The organism is Antarctobacter heliothermus, from assembly GCF_900188425.1.
Classification (GTDB): Bacteria; Pseudomonadota; Alphaproteobacteria; order Rhodobacterales; family Rhodobacteraceae; genus Antarctobacter; species Antarctobacter heliothermus.
On sequence record NZ_FZON01000052.1, the window covers coordinates 1 to 17,139 of the forward strand.

Consider the following 17,139-nt stretch of genomic DNA (forward strand, 5'->3'; position numbering starts at 1 on the left):
CGCGCTTGGGCTTCCGCGCGTTTGTCGCCAGCATCTCGTCGAGTTCGTCCTTCCAAGGACCGATCTTCGGCTGCGGCTGGACGGTCCGCTCGTAGGTGTGCTCGGTCGCACCGGACCGGATCACCTTGCGCACCGTGTTCCGTGAAATCCGCAGTTCCCGGCAGATCTGCTTGATCGGCTTCTTGTCCTGAAAATACGCCCGACGGATCTTCGCAATCGTCTCCACAACCAACATCCCACACTGTGCTCCCCGATAGCCTCGGGAGCATCATCCACATCAGTGTAAGGGGGTCATTGTTGGACGCCGATCACCCCGTTACGGGGTCAAAATTGCATGCCTGTTCACAGTTCGACACTGCCAGCGCCAGCGCACGCCGGACGCGAACGTCCGAATAGGGTTTCTGGCCGTCGATTTCCGCGTTCTGGTTGGTGCGGATCACCACCGTATTCGCGGTGATGGTTTCGGATTTATTCCACCCAATGCTGTCGAACAGCTCAACAAACTCTCCCAGCGATTCATACAACATGTCCACTTCGTCCGCTTCGGCAGCAGAGAAATGCGTCACTTGATCGGTGCCGAAATCGATGTATTCGATCCGGTCCAGATAGGGCCCGCCATATACCTCGGTGCCCCACCATGTGTGATCCTCATTGCGGACCATGACCGATTTTACCCCGACCTCCAGATCAACCGGGACAAACGGGCCGGTGCCCTTGCGGTCGGCCATCGGGTCGCCGCTGAAATCCTGCGGCACAATCGCGGCGGGGTAGTCCGAGAAACCGGCTATCAGCGTGATGTCCGGTGTGGGCAGCGTCAGCGTCACGGTCAGATCGTCGGTTGCGACAATGGCCCCCTCGATGGCCTGTTTGGTTTCAGGATCAATCAATGAGGCCATGCGCGATGCCATCGAGTTACCCTCGACCGTCTGATCGCACCATCGGGTTATGTTGAAGGCGACATCGGCGGCGGTAAACGGTGTGCCGTCATTCCATGTGACACCGGGACGGACGCTCAGGGTGTACTGCGTCGCGTCGGCGTTGACCTCCCAGCCTGCAAGCAACATCGGCTTGAAACTGCCGTCGCGCTGATATTCGACAAGGTATTCCAGCCAGCCGCGCGAAAAATTCGACATCTGGGGCCAGTCGTATGTGCGCGGGTCTTTGAGCGCGCGAACGTCCGACTGAATCCGCAGCGTGCCACCCTGCGCGGGCTGGGCGCGGACCTCTGAGGGCATGGCAACGCCGATCAGGCCGTAGGCGGCGGCGGTCGTCAGCCCCAGTGACGTGGCGCGGGTCAGGAACTCGCGGCGTGACAGCTCTCCACGGTCATGTTCGGCAGCAAGGGTTTGCGCGGCGGGGTGAAGGGCGGGAGTGTCCATGAGGGCTCCAATCGGCGTTTGTCAAAAGTCTGGCGCAAGATTGCACCGGAGGGAAAAGCGGCGTGACTGGCTTGAACCGGGGTTGAAAGCATGTCGGCCCGGTTCAGACCTACTCTTTAAGGTAGATAGCGCAGAGGCCAGAGGGTCAACCCGCCGAAGCGGATCGCCGTGCCGGGCCTACAGGGCGTACCGGGTTGCGCCGCGGCGGTTTTCGTCCACCGGGTCGGACAGGACAACTGCCTGATGGGCGCGCTGGTCACAGTTGGCCCGAGGGCAGACACGGCAGTTGATGCCGATTTCTGTCGCACGGGCCTGCGCGACATTCAGATCTTCGGCGTAGCCGATGCTGTCCACATGGTCCATCGCACATCCCACGGCGACGGCCAGCCGCACGTCCTGACGATGGCGGGTAAAGCTGGGGCGATCCACGGTGCGGGCAAGAACGATGAATTGCGACTTGTCCGGCATCTCGACCACCTGCGGCAGGATCAGACCGGGGGTGCGGAAGCAGGCGTGGACCTCCAGCCGGGGGCAGGCACCGCCGTATTCGGCAAGGTGAAAGTCGGTCGCGTTGAACCGTTTGGTGACATTGCCGGCCTTGTCGATTCGCAAAAAGAACAGCGGCACGCCGCGCGCGCCGCTGCGTTGCAGCGTGGTCGCCCGGTGGCAGGCCTGTTCAAAGCTGACGCCAAATCGGGTGGCGAGATGGTCGAAATCATACTTGCTGGCCAGAGCCTCGAACAGGAAACGGTCATAGGGCATCAGCACAGCGGCGGCGAAATAATTGGCCAGTTCCACCCGGCACCGCGCCCGCCCATTGGCGTCCGTCAGCCCACTGCGTCCCAGGATCTCGTCCAGCACGTCTTTTTGTTCCTGCAGGCCGGCCACATGCACCAGCTGGAACACCCGGTTGGGGTGATCCAGCGCCTCTGACAGCCGGACCTCGCGGCGGTCCTCATCGTATTCGCGCAAGGACTGCGGCATGTCGGCCACAGGCACAATGCGGACCCGCAGGTTCAGACGGTGTTTCAGCCGCAGTTTCAAAGCCGGATAAATGTCGTCGGGGTCCACACTCTCGCCAAACCAAAACCCCTCTGCCGCCTCTTCCAGCGCCTCGAAGTGGTTGCGGTTGCTGCGGAAAAAGTTGTGTACCACGGCCTCGGAGGTCAGTGGCAAAACCCGGCTGCCGCCCTCTCCGGTGCTGGCCACGCTCATCAGTTGGTCATTTGTGGCCAGATAGGCGCGGTGCAGTTTCAAAAAGCAGCTGGCAAGGTCGGGACTGTGCGCCAGCGCCGCGCGCAACTGTGGCAGATCGGGGCGGCCGCTCTCGAACAGCGGGTCTTGCAGGACGGCGCGGATGTCCGCCAGACGCGCGGTGTCGTCGTCCTCGGCAATGTCGCGCCAGTCGACGCCATAGGCCTCAAACAGCTTGAGCAGGACAGGCACCGAGATGCTGCGTTCGTTCTTTTCCAGCAGGTTGACGTAAGAGGTCGAGATGCCAAGTGCCTTGGCCATCTGGACCTGGGTCTGTCCGTGTTCGATGCGCAAGCGGCGCAGGCGAGGGCCGATAAAGGTTTTCATGGTATTTCACTGTATGCGAAAATTTACAAATTTACAAATATCAGATTTTGTAAAATCTCGCATTTACAGCAGGACGCGGGAGTGTTTCCAGTTCTTGAATGTATGGCGCATGTTCCCTGTCATCCGAAAGGGAGGATCGCCATGCGCACCGGACACAGACATCTTTTCATTCCCGGCCCGACCAATGTGCCGGAGGCGGTGCGGCAGGCGATGAACGTTCCGCAGCAGGACCAGCGCGCCAGCGACTTCGGCCAGTTGACGCTTGGCCTGTTTTCCGACCTCAAGCGCGTGTTCAAGACCGGAACCGGCGAGGTCATGCTGTTCCCCGGGTCCGGCACCTCTGCTTGGGAGGCGGCGATCACCAACACGCTGAACCCGGGCGACAAGGTGCTGATGGCGCAGTATGGCCAGTTCTCGACGCTTTGGGTCAAGATGGCAGAGATGCTGGGGCTGGAACCCATCGTTGTCGATCTGCCCTGGGGGGCCAGCGCCCCGGTGGGAGAGTTCGAACGTATCCTTGGCCGCGACGTCCATGATGAGATCAAGGCGGTTTTTGTCACCCATAACGAGACCGCCACCGGCGTTGTGTCCGACGTGGCCGCCGTGCGCCGCGCGTTGGACAGCACGTTTCATGATGCGCTATTGTTCGTCGATGGCGTGTCCTCGATCGGGTCGATGGATTTCCGCATGGACGACTGGGGTGTCGATTTGGCTGTCACCGGCAGCCAGAAGGGCATGATGATGCCGGCGGGGCTGGGTATCCTTGGCGCCAGTCAAAGGGCGCTGGAGGCGTCGCAGACCGCCACCATGCGCCGCGCCTATTACGATTTCGCCGACATGCGCGCCATGAACGCGGACGGCTATTTCCCCTACACCCCGCCGACACCGTTGTTGCATGGTTTGCGCGCCGCGCTGGACCGGATGTTTGCCGAGGGGCTGGAGGCGATCTTTGCCCGCCACACTCGGCTGGCGGAAGGCATCCGGCGGGGGGTGCAGGCCTGGGGGCTGGATCTGGTGGCCGAGCATCACAGCTATTACTCGGACACCGTCAGCGCGATCCGCGTGCCGCAAGGCGTCGATGCGCGTGAGGTGTTGCGCTTCGCCTATGACGAGTTCAACGCGTCGTTTGGCTCTGGCCTCGGTCGTCTGAATGGCAAGGTATTCCGCATCGGACACCTGGGCGACTTCAACGAAGGCATGGCGCTGACGGCACTTGGCCTTGCGGAATTGTCGCTGATGCGGGCGGGCGCGCATGTCGTTCCCGGCTCTGGCACCGGGGCCGCGCAGGCCTGGTTTGCCGAGGGCGCGCCACAGACCTACGCAATCGCCGCCGAATAACACCTCTGAACCCCCCGGGCTTCCCGGACTGCGCCCCGCACTGGGCGCGGGCACTCTTTCTTTGTCACATGAAAGGTTTCGACCATGTCCCATACGCTTCACCCCCTGCGCAAACAGCGCCTGCACCGTTCGGAACTGGCGGTGCCTGCCTCGAACCCTGGCATGGTCGAAAAGGCGGCCGACAGCGCCGCCGACTATGTCTTTCTTGATCTGGAGGACGCCGTTGCCCCGCCGGAAAAGGATCAGGCCCGCAAGAACGCCGTTGAACTGCTGAACGACATTGATTGGGCAGGCAAGGGCAAGACCGTTTCGGTGCGGATCAACGGTCTGGACACGCATTACATGTACCGCGACGTGGTCGACATCATGGAGCAGGCCGGCGATCGGATCGACACGATCCTTGTCCCCAAGGTGGGCGTGCCTGCGGACATCTACATGGTCGAGGCGATGATCAACCAGATCGAACAGGCCTGCGGTTTGACCCACCGCGTGGGCCTAGAGGCGCTGATTGAAACCGCGCTGGGCATGGCCAATGTCGAGGCAATCGCCCAGTTCGGCGGACGGCTGGAGGCGCTGCACTTTGGTGTCGCGGATTATGCGGCAAGCATGCGGGCGCGCACGGTCAACATTGGTGGGTTGAACCCGGACTATCCCGGTGACCAGTGGCACGCCTCGATCACGCGCATGGTCATCGCCTGCCGCGCTTACGGGCTCCGCGCCATCGACGGCCCCTTTGGCGATTTCAGTGACGGTCGGGGCTATGTCGCTGGGGCAAAGCGTGCAGCGGCGCTGGGCTGTGAGGGCAAATGGGCGATCCATCCGACACAGATCGCCATGGCCAACGACGTCTTCAGCCCGCCAGAGGCCGAAGTCACCAAGGCGCAGCGCATCATCGAGGAACTGAAAACGGCAGAGGCCGCGGGCAAGGGCGCGGCCAGCCTTGACGGCAAGATGATCGACGCGGCCAGCGAAAAGATGGCCCGCAATGTCATCGACATGGCGCAGGCCATCGCCGCCAAGAGCACCAACATCGCCGCCGAGTAATCGACGTCACGGGAGGAGAAACCATGGATATTCATGAACATCAGGCCAAGGAAATCCTGAAAGGCTTTGGCGTGCCGGTGCCGCGCGGCGGGCTGGCCTATTCGCCGGAACAGGCGGCCTACCGCGCCCGCGAACTGGGCGGTGCCGCCTGGGTCGTCAAGGCACAAATCCACTCCGGCGGGCGCGGCGAGGCGGGCGGTGTCAAGGTCTGCAAGAGTGAGGCCGAGGTGGCGGAGTTCGCGCGCGGTCTGCTGGGCAAGCAGCTTGTGACCAAGCAGACCGACGCCAATGGCAAAGGCGTCTATCGTCTATGGGTCGAAGAGGCGTCGGACATCGCGCAGGAACTCTACCTTGGCTTTGTGCTGGACCGAAAGTCAGAGCGGATCATGATCGTCGCCTCCGGCCACGGCGGGATGGAAATCGAGGATCTGGCCGAGGCAGACCCAGACAGTCTTGTGCGGATGGTGATCGATCCGGCTGTGGGGCTGGCTATGTATCAGGCGCGCGAACTGGGCTTTCGCCTTGGGTTGGAGGGCAAGCAGGTTGACCAGTTCTCGACCTTCCTGCGCGCCTGCTATCGCGCCTACCGCGACCTTGACGCCATGATGGTCGAGATCAACCCGCTGGTGATCACCGGGGCAGGCGATCTGGTCGCGCTGGATGCCAAGATGTCCTTTGACACCAACGCGCTGTACAAACACCCCAGCGTTGCCGCCCTGCGTGACCCATCGCAGGAAGACCCGCGTGAGGCGACCGCCTTTGACAACGGGCTGGCCTATGTCGGCCTCGACGGTGACATCGGTTGCATCATCAACGGCGCAGGTCTGGCCATGGCGTCGATGGACATGATCCAGCTTGCCGGTGGCGCGCCTGCCAATTTCCTCGACATCGGCGGTGGCGCATCACCTGACCGGGTTTGTCAGGCTTTCCGCACGGTGCTGTCCGATCAAAACGTCAGCGTGATCCTTGTGAATATCTTCGCCGGGATCAACCGCTGCGACTGGATCGCGAAGGGGGTGGTGCAGGCCTACAAGGAGGTTGGCATCCAGATCCCGGTGGTGGTCCGCCTGAGCGGCACAAACGTCGAGGAGGGGCAAAAGATCATTCGCGACAGCGGTTTGCCCATCATCAGCGCCGACACGCTGGAAGAGGCGGCGCACAAGGCGGTCGCCGCCCGCCCGCAATCCGCAGCAGCCTGAGGAGCACAAGACATGGCCATTCTGATTGATGAAAACACCAAGGTTGTTGTCCAGGGCCTGTCCGGGCGCATCGGACAGTTCCACGCGCAAGAGATGATCGAATACGGGACATGGATCGTCGCTGGGGTCACGCCGGGCAAAGGCGGCACTACGGTATTGAATCGCCCTGTTTTCAACACGGTGCGCGAAGCCGTTGAGGCAACTGGGGCAGAGGCCAGCCTTCTGTTTGTACCGCCGCCCTTTGCTGCGGATGCGATGATGGAGGCGGCGGATGCGGGCATCAAGACGGCGGTCTGTGTGACCGACGGCATTCCGGCGCAGGACATGATGCGGGTGAAACGGTTTTTGCGCCGCTACCCGCGTGATCGAAAGATGCGGCTGATCGGGCCGAATTGCGCGGGCATCATCTCGCCAGGCAAGGGGTTCATGGGCATCATGCCACCCGCGATCTACATGCCGGGGCGCGTCGGCATCGTGGGTCGGTCCGGCACGTTGGGGTACGAGGCCGCCAGCCAGATGAAGGCGCTGGGCATCGGCATCTCATCTTCCATCGGCATTGGTGGCGATCCGGTCAACGGGTCCAGCTTCAAAGACATCTTGGAACTCTTTGAAAATGATCCGGAAACCGATGCGATCATGATGATCGGTGAGATCGGAGGTCCGCAAGAGGCAGAGGCCGCCGCCTATGTCCGCGACCACATGACCAAACCTGTGGCCGCCTATATCGCAGGTCTTGCAGCGCCCAAGGGGCGGCAGATGGGCCATGCGGGCGCAATCATCAGCGCCTTTGGCGAAAGCGCGCAAGAAAAGGTAGAGATCCTGTCCTCGGCCGGGATCATGGTTGCGCCGCACCCCTCGGACATGGGGGCCACGATGGCCCGCGTTCTGGGCACAAAGGCAGCGGCATGAGTGCCGTCTCCCTGATGGAGCCCGACTACACCGACTGGATCGGGCGCACCGAGACCCGCGAGGGCGGTGTTACACCCAACCTCGCAGGGATGCTGGACGCGGCGGTCAGTCATGACCTGAGCCCGGTCCGTGATGTTCGGGCGGGCATGGTCCTGCCAAGTCTTTGGCATTGGGTCGCTTTCCCTGAGTTTGTTCCGATGAGTGAACTGGGCGATGACGGTCACCCCGCGCTGGGCGGCTTTCTGCCGCCTTTGCCGTTCCGTCGCCGGATGTGGGCGGGCGGTGACGTGCGGTTCAAGGGTGTGCTGCATGTCGGTGAGGCGCTGTCGCGCGTCTCGACCATTCGCGCGGTGACGCAAAAGGCGGGCAAGACGGGCCCGATGGCCTTTGTCACCGTGGACCATGTGACCACCGGCGAACAGGGCGGCGTGATCGAGGAAGAACAGAACATCGTCTACCTCAACATCCCGCAGACCTTTCGGCCGCCACGGCAGGTGCCCGTGCCGGACCGTCTGGCCTGCGATGAGCGTGTTTCGATGAATGAGGTGCGGCTTTTTCGTTATTCAGCAGCAACTTACAATGCGCACCGCATACACTATGATTTGACGTATGCGCAGCAGGTCGAAAAGTACCCGGCGCTTGTGGTGCATGGCCCGATGCAGGCGACCATGGCGATCGAGGCGGCAGAACGGCACACGGGACGCCCCCCTGCGCAGTTCACCTACCGTGTTGTGCATCCGATGTTTCACGACAGCGACATGCGGTTGGTTGGCGCGCTGGACCCGGCGGGCGGCGCAATCGAGATCGGGACCGCCACGTTTGAGGACTACCTGGGATTGCAGGCAAGGATGGAGTGGGCGACATGAGCGGTGTTCTGGACGGGATGCGTGTGGTCGAAAGCTCGGCCTTTGTGGCGGTGCCTTTGGCGGGAATGACTCTGGCGCAGATGGGCGCGGACGTGATCAGGTTCGACCTGCCGCAGGGCGGACTGGATGCGAAAAGATGGCCTGTAACATCTTCAGGAAAAAGTCTTTTCTGGGACGGGATGAACAAGGGGAAACGGTCGGTCGCGCTGGACGTCAAGACGGCGCGCGGGCGCGAGATCGCGCAGGAGATCATCTGCGCTGATGGAGAGGATGCGGGCCTGTTCATCACCAATCTGGCGGCAAGGGGCTGGACCGATTACGAGACGCTCAGGGCACGGCGCGGCGACCTGTGCATGGTCAGCCTGCGGGGCGACCGGCACGGACGCTCGGCGGTCGACTACACAGTGAACCCCTCATTGGGGTTTCCCATTGCGACCGGACATGAGGGCGCGACAGGGCCGGTGGCGCATGTCTTGCCGGCCTGGGACTGCATTGCCGGAAACATGGTTGTTTCGGGACTGCTTGCGGCTGAAAGAACCCGCCTTCGCAAGGGCTTGGGGCAGTTTGTTGATCTGACGCTGAAAGACGCCGCTGCCGCCATGCTGGGCAATCTGGGCATCATCGGAGAGGTTGCGGTCAACGGGGTCGATCGGGCGAAGTCGGGAAATGCGCTGTATGGCGCCTATGGTCAGGATTTCATCTGCGCGGACGGGCGGCGGGTCATGGTGATAGCGCTGACGCCACGCCAGTGGATCAACCTGATCTCTGTCACCGGCACAACGCAGGATATGGGATACCTTGCTGCCCGGATGGGTGTGGATCTGGGACAGGAGGGCGTGCGCTGGACCTATCGGGCGGAAATCACCAAGGTTCTGGCGCCCTGGTTCGCCAAGCGCAAACTGTCTGATTTTGCGGAGAGTTTTGACAGGGGTGGCGTCACATGGTCGGTGTTTCGCAGCTTTGGTCAGGCGCTGCGCGAAGACCCCGACCTGTCGTCGGACAATCCGATCTTCGCCGAGGTCGATCACCCGGAAACCGGGCGATACCTGACGCCGGGGACTCCGTTTTCGTTTGCCGGACACGTCCGGGAAACACCGCGTCCCGCCCCGCGTCTGGGCCAGCACACCGAAGAGGTTCTGGCCGATGTGGCGGGCCTGCCGTCGGGGGCGATCAGCAAACTGATGGATGACGGGGTGGCGATGCAGCCGCGCGGCGATGTTCGCATGGCCTCATAAGCGGGCCTCTGAGGGCCGGGCACATCGCATGCACAGACCATGCACAACCGATGTACAGAAATGCGCGCCCCGCGTCCTGTCAGGCGCGGGCTGCGGCGGCCCGGCGAACCGTATCGGCAAGGCGTTGGAACTGGTCCGACAGGGGACTTGAGCGGCGCCAGACCATGCCAATGGTCCGGGCCGGTTCGGGATCGGAGAACCGGGCAACCGCCACCCGCGCCGAGGGCGTTTCTACCGGCACTGCCATTTCGGGGATCAGCGTCACCCCCAGCCCCGCGCCGACCATCTGCACCAGCGTCGTCAGGGATGAGCCATCCAGCCCGTCGCGCGGCGTTGTTGCGTTCAGCTTGCAAAAGCTGAGCGCCTGATCGCGAAAGCAATGCCCCTCTTCCAGCAGCAGCAGGCGCATCTTTTGCAGCGCCTCGCCGTCGGGAACCGGGTGATCGGTCTCGGCCTCTGGGCGGACAAAGACGAAGACCTCGTCAAACAGCGCCACTTCGTCCAGCCCGGGTTCGCCCACGGGCAGGGCGAGAATGGCGCAGTCAATCCGGCCCTCGTGCAATTCGCTTAGCAGGCGCGGGGTCATGGTTTCGCGGATGTGCAGGTCAAGACCCGCGTGGCTTTGCGCCAGTTCCGCGAACAGGGCGGGCAGCAGATAGGGGGCCACCGTCGGGATGACCCCCAGCCGCAACCGACCGACCAGATCGCCCTGCGCGGCGCGAGCCAGATCCTCCAGTTCATCCACCGCGCGCAGGATCTTGACCGCGCGTTCAAGACAGGCCTCGCCAAGGGCCGTCAGGCGCACCTGCCGCGCGCCGCGTTCGAACAGCGGCGCGCCAAGGTCTGCCTCCAGATCGCGGATTTGCACCGACAGGGCCGGCTGCGAGATGGAGCAGGCCGCCGCCGCGCGTCCGAAATGGCCATGCCGCGACAGAGCCTCAAAATACCTCAATTGGCGCAGGGTCAGATTCTTCATAGGAAAAACTTATAGGGGCGATGAAAAAACACAACTTAAAGATATGGGCCTGCCTTGTTAGAAGCATTCTAGAGTAAGAGGGAATGCGAGTCGCCAAACCGGGGCATCGTGACCCGGTTTCCGCCGGACCCCTCACCGAAAAAGCTTGGGACCGGCGCGGGCGATGGACCTGCATCGGCATTGTAGACAAAGGGAGATGAACATGGACGGCAATGATATCGGGGCAGGCAAATGCCCGGTCATGCATGGCGCAATCACGGAGACGGGCACAACCGTCACCGACTGGTGGCCAAAGACGCTGAACCTGGACATTCTGCACCAGCACGACACCAAGTCCAATCCGCTGGGTGCGGCGTTCGACTATCGCGCAGAGGTCAAGTCGCTGGATTTTGAGGCGGTCAAGGCCGACGTCAAGGCGCTGATGACCGAAAGCCAGGACTGGTGGCCGGCGGACTATGGCCACTACGGCGGCTTGATGATCCGTTTGGCGTGGCACTCTGCCGGGTCGTACCGTCTGGCCGATGGCCGCGGTGGCGGCGGTGCTGGCAATATCCGGTTCGCGCCGCTCAACAGCTGGCCGGACAACGGCAACCTGGACAAGGCGCGCCGCCTGCTGTGGCCGGTCAAGAAGAAGTACGGCAACAAGGTGAGCTGGGCCGACCTGATCCTGCTGGCGGGCACCATGGCCTACGAATCAATGGGTCTGAAGACCTTTGGGTTCTCCTTTGGCCGCGAAGATATCTGGGCCCCGGAAAAAGACGTCTATTGGGGCGCTGAGAAGGAATGGCTGGCGCCGTCGGACGAACGCTATGGCGATGTCGGCAAACCGGACACGATGGAAAACCCGCTGGCCGCAGTCCAGATGGGACTGATCTATGTGAACCCCGAGGGCGTGAACGGCCAGCCCGACCCGATCAAGACCGGCGCACAGGTGCGTGAAACCTTTGCCCGTATGGCGATGAACGATGAGGAAACCGCGGCGTTGACCTGCGGCGGCCATACCGTCGGCAAGGCACATGGCAACGGCGACGCGGGCGCGCTGGGGGCCGAGCCGGAGGCCGCGGGCGTCGAGAGCCAGGGCTTTGGCTGGATCAACCCCAACCTGGGCGGCAAAGCGGCCAATGCAGTCACCTCGGGGATTGAGGGCGCATGGACAACCGAGCCGACCAAATGGGACATGGGGTATTTCAAGCTGCTGTTCGGCTATGAGTGGGAATTGACCAAGTCGCCAGCCGGGGCCAACCAGTGGCGTCCTGTCGACATCAAGGAAGAGGACATGCCGGTCGATCCTACGGATGCGACCAAGCGGGTCATGCCGATGATGACCGACGCCGACATGGCGATGAAGATGGACCCGATCTATAATGAGATCTGCCAGAAGTTCATGGCCGATCCGGCCTATTTCGACGACACCTTTGCCCGCGCCTGGTTTAAGCTGACCCATCGCGACATGGGCACCCGTGACCGCTACATCGGTCCGGACGCGCCCAAGGAAGACCTGATCTGGCAGGATCCGATCCCGGCGGGATCGACCAGCTATGACGTGGATGCGGTCAAGGCCAAGATCGCGGACAGCGGTTTGTCAGTGGCGGAAGTGGTCGCAACAGCATGGGACAGCGCGCGCACCTTCCGTCAGTCGGACTTGCGCGGAGGAGCCAACGGCGCGCGTATCCGCCTGGCGCCACAGAAGGACTGGGCCGGCAATGAGCCGGATCGTCTGGCCAAGGTGCTGGCGGTGCTGGAGCCGATTGCGTCGGCGACGGGCGCATCTGTTGCGGATGTGATCGTGCTGGCAGGCAATGTCGGTGTCGAGCAGGCCGCCAAGGCGGCAGGGTTCGACGTGTCGGTGCCGTTTGTTCCGGGTCGCGGTGACGCGACGCAGGAGATGACCGACGCCGATAGCTTTGACGTGCTGGAGCCGGTCGCCGACGGGTTCCGCAACTGGCTGAAGGCCGACTATGTGGTCACCGCCGAGGAACTGATGCTGGATCGCACCCAGTTGATGGGTCTTTCGGCACCGGAGATGACCGTGCTGATGGGCGGCATGCGCGCGATGGGCACCAACCACGGCGGCACGGCGCACGGCGTCTTTACCGACCGTGTCGGCGCGCTGAGCACCGACTTTTTCGTCAATCTGACGGATATGGGGTTCAAGTGGGTGCCGGGCGATGACGGCGTCTATGCGATCCAGGACCGCAAGTCGGGTGAGACCCGCTGGACCGCGACGCGTGTCGATTTGGTGTTCGGTTCAAACTCGATCCTGCGCTCTTATGCCGAGGTTTATGCACAGGACGATAACGCCGAAAAGTTCGTCAACGACTTTGTGGCGGCCTGGACGAAGGTATTGAACGCGGATCGTGTCGACGTCTGATTTGGTGGAACGGAATGAGAAGGGGCGCACCGGGAGACCGGGGCGCCCTTTTTCGTCTCCGGTTTCATGCCGGGTGGGCGGGAAGGGACTCGGGCCACGGGGGGCCCATCGCCCACCCACCAACCCCGGATTGGCGCGCCTTGCGGCGCGGATCCGCTAAAAGATCCACCTGCAAACAAACCCGCCTGTTCGCCAGACCCACCCCTCGCTTTGTTGCTGCCTGAGCCAAAGCCGCGTGTCCTGCAAGGGCAAGCCGCGCAAGCGCGGGGCTGCGCCCCCTTGCAGGACACGCGGCTTCGTCTCTTATAGGCATCAAGCGAGGGATGGCTCCGGCGAACAGGCTGGGCCGGGGGCTGTTGCCTTGTCGGATACGTTACGAGATTTCGGGGCCAGCGAGATTCTGTAACTTTTCCTTGCGCGAATCTCTGTGCTGGCTTAATTCGACCATGTGGTCGATTAATGGGAGGGGTCGTCTTACATGGACGCTTTCATCTGTGACGGAGTGCGTACGCCCATCGGGCGCTACGGCGGGGCATTGTCTGCGGTTCGGGCTGACGATCTGGCGGCGATGCCAATCGCGGCGCTGATGGCGCGCAACCCTTCGGTGAACTGGAGCGCGGTGGATGAGGTCATCTACGGCTCTGCCAACCAGGCCGGTGAGGACAACCGCAACGTGGCGCGCATGGCGGCGCTGTTGGCCGGATTGCCAGAGGATGTGCCGGGGACAACCGTGAACCGTTTGTGCGCCAGCGGTATGGATGCGGTCGGTTTTGCCGCGCGCGGCATCAAGGCGGGCGATTATGCGCTGTGCATCGCGGGCGGTGTCGAAAGCATGAGCCGCGCGCCTTTTGTGATGCCCAAGGCCTCTGCCGCCTTTACCCGCGCGAATGAGGTCTATGACACCACCATCGGCTGGCGGTTTGTGAACCCTAAGATGAAGGCGATGTACGGTACGGATTCCATGCCGCAGACCGCCGACAATGTGGCTGCGGATTATGGCATCAGCCGCGCCGATCAGGATGCCTTTGCCGCGCGGTCGCAGGCGCGCTGGGCGGCGGCGCAAGAGGCGGGGTTGTTCGGTGATGAGATCGTTCCCGTCGAGGTGCCGCAGCGCAAGGGCGATCCGGTTGTTGTCGACACTGATGAACACCCGCGCCCCGGCACCAGCGCCGAAAAACTGGGCCAGTTGCGGGGCGTCAACGGCCCGGATCTGAGCGTGACAGCGGGCAACGCGAGCGGCGTGAACGACGGGGCGGCGGCGCTTTTGCTGGCCTCTGACGCGGCGGTCACGGCGCATGGATTGACGCCGATGGCCCGCGTGCTGGGCATGGCCTCGGCCGGGGTGGCGCCGCGCGTCATGGGGATTGGCCCGGTGCCCGCCAGCCGCAAGGTGCTGGAGCGTCTTGGCCTGACCATCGACCAGATGGATGTGATAGAGTTGAACGAGGCCTTTGCGGCGCAGGGGCTGGCCACATTGCGCGAGTTGGGCGTGGCGGACGACGATCCGCGTGTGAATTCCCAGGGCGGGGCCATCGCGATGGGGCATCCTTTGGGCATGTCCGGGGCGCGTCTGGTGTTGACTGCGGCGCATCAGTTGCGCCGCAATGGCGGGCGCTACGCGCTGTGCACCATGTGTGTCGGTGTGGGGCAGGGGGCGGCGATCGTCCTCGAACGCGTTTGATTTCACGAGCAGGGAGGCTCAGATGTACGCACAGATGATAAAGTCGGAAGCGTCTCGGGAAGACCCCGAGAAGCTCGCCGCATTTCAGGCCCGCATCGACGCGGGTGACAAGATCGAGCCCAAGGACTGGATGCCGCTGGGATATCGCAAGACGCTGATCCGGCAGATCGGTCAGCACGCGCATTCCGAGATCGTCGGCCAATTGCCCGAAGGCAACTGGATCACCCGCGCGCCCACGTTGGAGCGTAAGGCGATCTTGTTGGCCAAGGTGCAGGATGAGGCCGGGCATGGTCTGTACCTCTATTGCGCGGCAGAGACGCTGGGCGTGACCCGCGATGAACTGACGGAAATGCTGTTGGACGGGCGGATGAAATATTCGTCGATCTTCAACTATCCGACACTGACATGGGCCGACATGGGTGCGGTCGGCTGGCTGGTCGATGGCGCGGCCATCATGAACCAGGTGCCGTTGCAGCGGACGTCGTTCGGGCCGTACTCCCGCGCAATGATCCGCATCTGCAAGGAAGAGTCGTTCCACCAGCGGCAAGGCTACGACATCATGATGAAGATGGCCGCCGGCACGCCTGCGCAAAAGAAGATGGCGCAGGATGCGCTGAACCGCTTTTGGTATCCGTCGCTGATGATGTTCGGCCCCTCGGACAAGGAATCCGTGCATTCCGAACAGTCGATGGCCTGGAAGATCAAGATGAACACCAACGATGAGCTGCGTCAGAAGTTCGTCGATCAGACCGTGCCGCAAGCGCACTATCTTGGCCTGACCGTACCGGACGAGCACCTGAAACTGGACGAAGAAACCGGCCACTACGCGTTTTCGCAGCCCGATTGGTCTGAGTTCTTTGACGTGCTCAAGGGCAATGGCCCCTGCAACCGTGAGCGTCTGGCGGCCCGGAACAAGGCCTGGGACGATGGCAAATGGGTGCGTGACGGGCTGCTGGCCCATGCCGACAAGAAAGCCGCAAGAAAGGTGGCCGCAGAATGAGCTCTCCGAACTCCGCATATCCCGACATTCCCGAAGCCACAAAACCAAAGCGCCATGAATGGCCGCTGTGGGAGGTGTTCATCCGCGGCCAGCACGGCATGAGCCATCGCCACGTTGGATCGCTGCACGCACCGGACGCCGAAATGGCGGTCAAGAACGCGCGCGACGTGTATACCCGTCGCAACGAAGGCGTCAGCATCTGGGTGGTCGAGGCGCGCCATATCGCGGCCTCGTCGCCGTCGGACAAGGGGCCGCTGTATGAGCCGTCCGAGAGCAAGGTCTATCGTCACCCGACCTTTTTCGACATTCCCGATGAAGTGGGGGCCATGTGATGACCCACGAAGAGGCGTTTTTCGAATTCCTCTGCCGGATGGGGGACAATCCCCTGATCCTGGGCCACCGGGTCAGCGAATGGTGCGGTCTGGCACCGGTTCTGGAAGAGGACATTGCGCTGGCCAATACCGCGTTGGACCTGATCGGCCAGACGCAGATGTGGTTGGGCCTTGCCGGTGAGGTCGAGGGCGCTGGGCGCTCTGCCGATGATCTGGCGATGCTGCGCGACGTCTGGGATTTCCGCAACGTGTTGCTGGCGGAACAGCCGAACGGTGATTTCGGCCAGACCATGATGCGGCAGTATCTGTTCGACCAGTTCCATGTGCTGCTGCTGCACAAGCTGGCAGCGTCTTCGGACGAACGTGTGGCCGCAATCGCCGCCAAGGCGGTCAAGGAGGTCGCCTATCACGTCGAACGGTCCCGTGACACGGTGATCGGGCTGGGCGATGGCACATCGGAAAGCCACCTGCGGATGCAGGCGGCGCTGGATCTGCTCTGGCCCTATGTCGGTGAGATGTTCACCGATGATGCGGTCAGCACGCAGATGGCCGAGGCCGGGATTGCACCGGACCCGTCGACCCTGCGGGCCGATTGGGACGCCTTGGTGCAGGCCACGATGGCAGAGGCCACGCTGGTCATTCCCGACAGCCTGTTTGCCCATGCGGGCGGCAAGACGGGAACGCGGCACACCGAACATCTGGGCCATCTGTTGACGCAGATGCAGTGGTTGCAGCGCGCCTATCCCGGCGCGACCTGGTAGACGCCATGACAGCGACAGTGGATCAGATCTGGGGCTGGCTGGACGAGGTGCCGGACCCCGAGATCCCCGTGATCTCGGTCGTCGATCTGGGCATCGTGCGCGACGTCTCGCTGGAGGGCGATACCGTCACGGTGGCGGTCACGCCGACCTATTCGGGCTGTCCCGCGACGCGGGTGATCTCGATGGATATCGAGACGGCGCTGCGGGATCGCGGGGTGGACAAGATCCGGATCGAAACCCGGATTGCGCCGCCCTGGACCACCGACTGGCTGTCCGACAAGGGCCGCGTCAAGCTGGAGGAGTACGGCATCGCGCCGCCGTCGCCCGCTGGTGGCCCGGACCACTGTCCGCGTTGCGGATCAAAGAATGTCACCCGTGTGAGCCAGTTCGGCTCTACCCCCTGCAAGGCGCATTGGCGGTGTAGCGACTGTCTTGAGCCTTTCGATTATTTCAAATGCATCTGAGGA

The 17,139-nt window shown here is 62.8% G+C and carries 15 protein-coding genes and 1 pseudogene; 12 read left to right on the top strand and 4 right to left on the bottom strand.

What is annotated here, in order from left to right:
• From CHB90_RS20225 to CHB90_RS20235, 3 genes and pseudogenes are all read right to left on the bottom strand, one after another.
• Window positions 1-235: pseudogene (locus CHB90_RS20225) on the bottom strand (IS21 family transposase); the annotation flags it as partial.
• Window positions 236-308: 73 nt separating this feature from the next.
• Entirely contained in the window at window positions 309-1,379 is a 1,071-nt protein-coding gene (locus CHB90_RS20230) for an ABC transporter substrate-binding protein (RefSeq protein WP_089279653.1), read from the bottom strand.
• A gap of 177 nt (window positions 1,380-1,556) precedes the next feature.
• Window positions 1,557-2,960, bottom strand: coding sequence for a helix-turn-helix domain-containing protein (locus CHB90_RS20235; protein WP_089279654.1), 1,404 nt, complete (start codon window positions 2,958-2,960; stop codon window positions 1,557-1,559).
• A 141-nt stretch (window positions 2,961-3,101) separates the two neighbouring features.
• On the opposite strand from CHB90_RS20235, the gene CHB90_RS20240 reads away from it, so the two are divergent.
• The 6 genes from CHB90_RS20240 (at window position 3,102) to CHB90_RS20265 (ending at window position 9,551) form a co-directional block, all read left to right on the top strand.
• Window positions 3,102-4,298 (top strand): pyridoxal-phosphate-dependent aminotransferase family protein, encoded by a 1,197-nt coding sequence (locus tag CHB90_RS20240; RefSeq protein ID WP_089279655.1) that lies wholly within the window; start codon window positions 3,102-3,104, stop codon window positions 4,296-4,298.
• Window positions 4,299-4,382: 84 nt separating this feature from the next.
• On the top strand, window positions 4,383-5,342 hold the full coding sequence (locus tag CHB90_RS20245) for an HpcH/HpaI aldolase/citrate lyase family protein (protein ID WP_089279656.1): 960 nt from the start codon (window positions 4,383-4,385) through the stop codon (window positions 5,340-5,342).
• A 23-nt stretch (window positions 5,343-5,365) separates the two neighbouring features.
• A complete protein-coding gene (locus tag CHB90_RS20250) occupies window positions 5,366-6,541 on the top strand; it encodes a malate--CoA ligase subunit beta (protein ID WP_089279657.1) in 1,176 nt (391 codons plus the stop codon).
• A gap of 12 nt (window positions 6,542-6,553) precedes the next feature.
• Window positions 6,554-7,450, top strand: coding sequence for a succinate--CoA ligase subunit alpha (gene sucD, locus CHB90_RS20255; protein ID WP_089279658.1), 897 nt, complete (start codon window positions 6,554-6,556; stop codon window positions 7,448-7,450).
• Window positions 7,447-8,316, top strand: coding sequence for an HTD2 family dehydratase (locus tag CHB90_RS20260; protein WP_245823314.1), 870 nt, complete (start codon window positions 7,447-7,449; stop codon window positions 8,314-8,316). Before sucD ends, CHB90_RS20260 begins: the two co-directional genes overlap by 4 nt.
• Entirely contained in the window at window positions 8,313-9,551 is a 1,239-nt protein-coding gene (locus CHB90_RS20265) for a CoA transferase (RefSeq protein ID WP_089279659.1), read from the top strand. The genes CHB90_RS20260 and CHB90_RS20265 overlap by 4 nt, the downstream gene beginning before the upstream one ends.
• A 79-nt stretch (window positions 9,552-9,630) precedes the next feature.
• Here the strand turns inward: CHB90_RS20265 and CHB90_RS20270 are convergent, their stop codons facing one another.
• Window positions 9,631-10,527 (bottom strand): hydrogen peroxide-inducible genes activator, encoded by an 897-nt coding sequence (locus CHB90_RS20270; RefSeq protein WP_089279660.1) that lies wholly within the window; start codon window positions 10,525-10,527, stop codon window positions 9,631-9,633.
• Between the two features lie 202 nt (window positions 10,528-10,729).
• On the opposite strand from CHB90_RS20270, the gene katG reads away from it, so the two are divergent.
• From katG to paaD, 6 genes are all read left to right on the top strand, one after another.
• Entirely contained in the window at window positions 10,730-12,898 is a 2,169-nt protein-coding gene (gene katG / locus CHB90_RS20275; protein ID WP_089279661.1) for a catalase/peroxidase HPI, read from the top strand.
• Between the two features lie 478 nt (window positions 12,899-13,376).
• Window positions 13,377-14,579 (top strand): 3-oxoadipyl-CoA thiolase, encoded by a 1,203-nt coding sequence (gene pcaF, locus CHB90_RS20280; protein ID WP_089279662.1) that lies wholly within the window; start codon window positions 13,377-13,379, stop codon window positions 14,577-14,579.
• Window positions 14,580-14,601: 22 nt separating this feature from the next.
• Window positions 14,602-15,579: a 1,2-phenylacetyl-CoA epoxidase subunit PaaA gene (gene paaA / locus CHB90_RS20285; protein WP_089279663.1), complete on the top strand. Its 978-nt coding sequence runs from the start codon at window positions 14,602-14,604 to the stop codon at window positions 15,577-15,579.
• Window positions 15,576-15,911: a 1,2-phenylacetyl-CoA epoxidase subunit PaaB gene (gene paaB, locus CHB90_RS20290; RefSeq protein ID WP_089279664.1), complete on the top strand. Its 336-nt coding sequence runs from the start codon at window positions 15,576-15,578 to the stop codon at window positions 15,909-15,911. The genes paaA and paaB overlap by 4 nt, the downstream gene beginning before the upstream one ends.
• Window positions 15,911-16,672 carry a 1,2-phenylacetyl-CoA epoxidase subunit PaaC gene (gene paaC, locus CHB90_RS20295; RefSeq protein WP_089279665.1) on the top strand — a complete coding sequence of 254 codons (762 nt, stop codon included), beginning with the start codon at window positions 15,911-15,913 and terminating at the stop codon, window positions 16,670-16,672. Before paaB ends, paaC begins: the two co-directional genes overlap by 1 nt.
• 5 nt (window positions 16,673-16,677) lie before the next feature.
• Complete coding sequence (paaD, locus tag CHB90_RS20300; protein ID WP_089279666.1) at window positions 16,678-17,136, top strand: 1,2-phenylacetyl-CoA epoxidase subunit PaaD; 459 nt, start codon at window positions 16,678-16,680, stop codon at window positions 17,134-17,136.
• The last annotated feature ends 3 nt before the right edge of the window (window positions 17,137-17,139 follow it).